Here is a 4,764-nt window from a genome sequence, read left to right as displayed (position 1 = left end):
GGTCCGTCGGGGGGCGGCTTTCGCGGCGGCCCCTACCACTCCCAGAATCCCGAGGCTTGGTTCACTCACGTAGCCGGCCTCAAGGTCGTGCAACCCTCGACGCCCTATGAGGCCAAAGGCCTTCTCAAGGCGGCGATTCGCGACAACAATCCCGTCGTTTACCTGGAGCACAAGCATCTCTACCGCAGGATCCGAGAGGACGTTCCCGACGAGGATTACGAGATTCCGCTGGGTATCGCCGACGTCAAGCGCGAGGGAGAGGATCTCACAATCGTAACCTATGGCGCCATGGTTCACACGTGCCTCGAGGTCGCCGAACGTCTCGCCGAGGAGGGTGCGGAGGTGGAGATCATCGACCTTCGGACGCTGAGCCCGCTCGACCGCGATTGCGTCCTGGCGAGCATACGAAAGACCTCGCGAGCGCTCGTCGTGCACGAGGCGCATTTGACCTCCGGCTTTGGTGGCGAGGTCGCTTCGATCATCGCCGAACATGCCTTCGAATGGCTCGACGCGCCCGTCGTGCGCATCGGTGCGCTGGACCTTCCCATTCCCTTCAGCCCTCCTCTCGAAGACGCCGTGCTGCCCTCCGCGGGAAAGATCGAGAACGAGGCTCGCCGCCTGCTGGAATACTGAAGATGACCACCCCCGTCGTCATGCCGCAAATGGGCGAGAGCCTTTCGGAGGGGACCATCACCAAGTGGTACAAGAAATCCGGTGAGCCGATCGAGAGAGACGAGCCTCTCTTCGAGATCACGACCGACAAAGTGGACACCGACGTGCCGTCACCGGTGTCGGGAGTGGTGGAACGCATTCTCGTAGCCGACGGTGAAACGGTGGACGTGGGCACCGTCGTCGCCCTCATCGCCGAATCCAAAGCGAAGGCTTCCGCGGGGGACACCGGCGGGCACTTCCGTGGATCCCACGAGCCGAAGACGTTTTAGCGCAAAACGCCGGCTCGCACGACTTCGGAGCGGATCGAGTCGCCGCCGAAATTCTCGCCCGCCGTCCGGTCGTTGGCCTCGGAGCTCGGGGTTTCGCTCCAGGAGCTCGATGCGGTGCGCGGAGGAGGCCGGTCGGGCAGGATCACCAAGAGGGACGTCGAGCGTTATGCGGCGAGTCGCGCCTCGGCAGGCGCGGCGACGACGCCGGCGCTCGCCTCGAGATACGCCTATAAGCCCGAGGCGGAAGACGAGCTCGTACCGATGAGCGCGATTCGCCGTCAAATCGCCGAGCACATGGTCTCGAGCCAGCAGATCTCCGCGCAGGTGACCTCTTTCAGCGAGTGCGACATCCACCGCATCGTCCGCTATCGCGACGAGCATGGCGCGGCCTTCGAGCAGGCGGAGGGCGTACCGCTCTGCTACCTCCCCTTCGTCGCCGAGGCCACCGTCCGCGCCTTGAAGGCGTTCCCGATCTTCAACGCCTCGGTGGTGGGCGATCAAATCGCGCTGAAGAAACGCATTCATCTCGGAATTGCCATCACTCTCGAGGAGGGCGTCATCGTTCCGGTCGTGCACGACGCCGACGAACAGAGCTTCATCGGGCTGGCCCACTCGATTCATCGGCTCGCGGAAAAGGCGCGGAGGCCGGGGCTCGAGCCGGGCGATGTGCATGGAGCGACTTTCACGATGACGAGCCCGGGGATGTTCGGTGGCCTGATGGGAACGCCGATGATAGCCCAGCCCCAAGTAGCGATCCTCGGCCTGGGCGCGGTCCAGAAGAAGCCCGTCGTGGTGGACGACGCGATCGCGATTCGCCCCATCATGATCCTGGCCCTGACGTTCGATCATCGAATCATCGACGGTTCCACCGGGTTTCGGTTCCTCGAGCGCGTCCGGACCCAGCTCGAGAGCTTCGAGCTTCCCGAGAGGTAGTCTGGTCAGCGCGGAGACGCTCTGGTCGATTGTTCTCCCTTCATCTCATCTACATGATCCTCTCGGGGCTCGCCTTCGCGTGCCTCGATCTCGTCCGAAAGATGCTCGCTGGACGACTCGACCCCCTCGCGCTCGTCTTCTTCATGTCGCTCGGCGCCGTTCCCCTGACCGGAACCCTCGTGGCTCTCTACGGGACGGGACGACCCACGGTCGGCTACCTCGCGCCAGGTCTGGGTGCGCTCGTGCTGAACTTTGCCGGAAGCCTGGGATTCATTCACTCGGTGAAGATATCCCCATTGAGCCGAACCATCCCGCTGCTCTCGCTCACACCGGTCTTCACCGCGGTCATGGCCGTTCCCCTGCTGGGAGAGCGTCCGAGCGGCCGCCAGGCCCTCGGCATCGCGCTCGTGGTCATCGGCGCCATGGCCCTCAACAGCGATGGCAACCTCGTTCGTCCCCTGGTCGGACTCGTGAAGGAAAAGGGTGCGCTGATCATGACCGGTGTCGCGCTCCTGTGGTCGATTTCCGGTCCCCTCGACAAGAAGGCGATCGACCAGGCGAGCGTCTACTTTCACGCGACCATGATGACGATTGGAGTCGCTCTCGGAGCCCTCGTCGTTCTGGCGGTTCAGAGACGCATTTCCGTTCTCGAGACTGGCCGCCGCCACGCCGTGCTCCTCGGAGCCTCGATGATCGCCGTCACCCTCGCCCTCACGTTTCAGCTTCTCGCCATCCAGCAGGTTCTGGTGTCTCTCGTCGAAGCCATGAAGAGAGCCCTCGGCTCACTCACGGCGCTCGTTCTCGGGCGCCTCGTGTTCGGTGAGACGATCCACCCGGTGCAAGTGGCAGCGGTCGTCGTGATGGTGGCGGGCGTCTTCTTCGTCCTCGTGTGAAGCGTGGTAACGTGACGGACGTGGCGGATTACGACGCCCTTCTCGTGGTGTCGTTCGGCGGACCGGAAGGGCCGGACGACGTGATGCCGTTTCTACAAAACGTCGTTCGCGGACGAAACGTGCCGCAAGAGCGCCTCCGGCAGGTGGCGAAACAATATGAGCTGTTCCGGGGCGTGAGCCCCATCAACGCCGAAACTCGCCGGCTCGTCGAGGCGCTTCGCGAGGAGCTCGAACGTTCGGGTCGCGGCCTGCCGGTCTACTGGGGCAATCGCAACTGGCATCCATTCCTTGGCGATACCCTCGGGACGATGGCGGACGACGGTATCCGACGCGCTCTCGCTTTCGTGACTTCAGCTTATTCTTCCTATTCGAGCTGCCGGCAGTACCTGGAGGACATCGAAAGGGCTCGCGCGGCCGCGGGATCCGCCGCCCCCGCCGTCGACAAGATGGGCCCCTTCTTCGATCGTCCCGGGTTCATAGAGGCCAACCGGGAGCGGCTGCAGGATGCGCTCGTTTCGTGCCCGGGTGCCTACGTGCTCTTCACCGCCCACAGCATTCCCCTGGAGATGGCCGCCGTCTGCGAGTACGAGGCCCAGCTCAGGGAAACGGCCCGGCTCGTGGCCGCGAGTCTCGACAATCCCTGGGAGCTCGTCTACCAGAGTCGGAGCGGTCCGCCCAACGTGCTTTGGCTCTCGCCCGACGTTCTCGAGGCCATCGACCGACTCGCCGCCGAAGGGATTCGAGAGCTCGTCCTCTCTCCCATCGGATTCGTATCCGATCACATGGAGGTGGTCTACGACCTCGACATCCAGGCGAGACGGCGCGCCGCGAGCCTCGGCGTGAGCCTTCTACGGGCGGGTACCGCCGGGGCGCACCCCTGCTTCGTTCGCATGATTCGAGAGATCGTCGAAGAGCACCTGGCCGGTCCCGCGCCCGAGGCCTGTCCCCCCGGCTGCTGCCTGCCGACCGGGCAGCGAAACTGATAGAGTCTGCTCATGCCCGAGGAACCCAAGCTCGCCCTCTTCATCGATCTGGAGAATCTCGCGCTCGGCGCCGTTCAGGCCAAGCTGGATGATTTCGACATCCAAAAGGTTCTCGAGCGTCTCGTCGAGAAGGGCAAGATCATCGTCAAGAAAGCCTACGCGGACTGGACGAGCTACAAGAAGTTCAAACAGCGCCTTCACGAGTCGGGTATCGAGCTCATCGATATTCCCCAGCGTCGCTACAGCGGAAAGAACAGCGCCGACATCAAAATGGTGGTGGATGCCATCGATCTCTGCTACTCGAAGGAGCACATCAATTACTTCGTGCTCGCGTCGGGTGACAGCGACTTCGCTCCCCTGGTAGCCAAGCTGAAGGAGAACGACAAGACGGTCATCGGGGTCGGGTTGCGTCAATCGACGTCCGAGCTGCTGTCGGGCAGCTGCGACGAGTTCATTTTCTACGACGATCTCGTCCAGAAGGCACCATCGGGAACACAAGTGCTCGCCAACGTTCCCAAGAAGAAGCAGAAGGCCTTCGAGATGGTCCTCGACGCAATCGACGCCCTGAAGCGCGAGGACAAGGACGTCATCTGGAGCTCGATGGTCAAGCAGACCATCAAGAGAAAACAGCCGTCGTTCAGTGAAACGACTTACGGCTACTCGAACTTCAGCGAGCTCCTGGTAGACGGAGCCCGCCTGGGTCTGTTCGAGATCAAGAAAGACGACAAGAGCGGTTCTTACGTGATCTCTGACGCGAGTAAGAAATCCTGACTGCCCGCGGGATCGGCGCGATCAGGCCGTTCCCTTCCGGGTCCTCGCCTTCGTGGCCTTCTTCTTGGCGGTCTTCTTGCGCGACCCGCGTCGCCGCGCCGGGGGTGGCTCGTCGCTTGCTCGCACGGTTACGAGTCGGGTCAAGAACTTCTTTCGACCATGCTCGTCGAACTCGATCACGGTGTACTCGGAATCGGCTTCGGCTACTACACCCAACCCGAACTTCTCATGCTGTATGCGTTG

At 62.8% G+C, this 4,764-nt stretch carries 7 protein-coding genes; 6 read left to right on the top strand and 1 reads right to left on the bottom strand.

Annotated features, from left to right (window positions below):
* From VEK15_06145 to VEK15_06120, 6 genes are all read left to right on the top strand, one after another.
* Positions 1-633, top strand: a 633-nt coding sequence (locus VEK15_06145) for a transketolase C-terminal domain-containing protein (GenBank protein ID HXV60256.1), incomplete at its 5' end; no start/stop codon positions are given.
* Between the two features lie 2 nt (positions 634-635).
* Positions 636-941: a biotin/lipoyl-containing protein gene (locus VEK15_06140; protein ID HXV60255.1), complete on the top strand. Its 306-nt coding sequence runs from the start codon at positions 636-638 to the stop codon at positions 939-941.
* Positions 942-974: 33 nt separating this feature from the next.
* The gene (locus tag VEK15_06135) at positions 975-1,874 is read left to right on the top strand and encodes a dihydrolipoamide acetyltransferase family protein (protein ID HXV60254.1); all 900 of its coding nucleotides are present in this window, start codon (positions 975-977) and stop codon (positions 1,872-1,874) included.
* 29 nt (positions 1,875-1,903) lie between these two features.
* Positions 1,904-2,767, top strand: coding sequence for a DMT family transporter (locus VEK15_06130; protein HXV60253.1), 864 nt, complete (start codon positions 1,904-1,906; stop codon positions 2,765-2,767).
* Positions 2,768-2,778: 11 nt separating this feature from the next.
* Positions 2,779-3,750: a ferrochelatase gene (locus tag VEK15_06125; GenBank protein ID HXV60252.1), complete on the top strand. Its 972-nt coding sequence runs from the start codon at positions 2,779-2,781 to the stop codon at positions 3,748-3,750.
* 12 nt (positions 3,751-3,762) lie between these two features.
* Complete coding sequence (locus tag VEK15_06120; GenBank protein HXV60251.1) at positions 3,763-4,521, top strand: NYN domain-containing protein; 759 nt, start codon at positions 3,763-3,765, stop codon at positions 4,519-4,521.
* Between the two features lie 21 nt (positions 4,522-4,542).
* Here the strand turns inward: VEK15_06120 and VEK15_06115 are convergent.
* The coding region (locus VEK15_06115; protein HXV60250.1) for a hypothetical protein at positions 4,543-4,764 on the bottom strand (222 nt) is incomplete at its 5' end.

The sequence above is a fragment of the Vicinamibacteria bacterium genome, assembly GCA_035620555.1.
In the GTDB taxonomy this organism is placed as follows: domain Bacteria; phylum Acidobacteriota; class Vicinamibacteria; order Marinacidobacterales; family SMYC01; genus DASPGQ01.
This window is presented reverse-complemented; position numbering and strand designations above follow the sequence as displayed.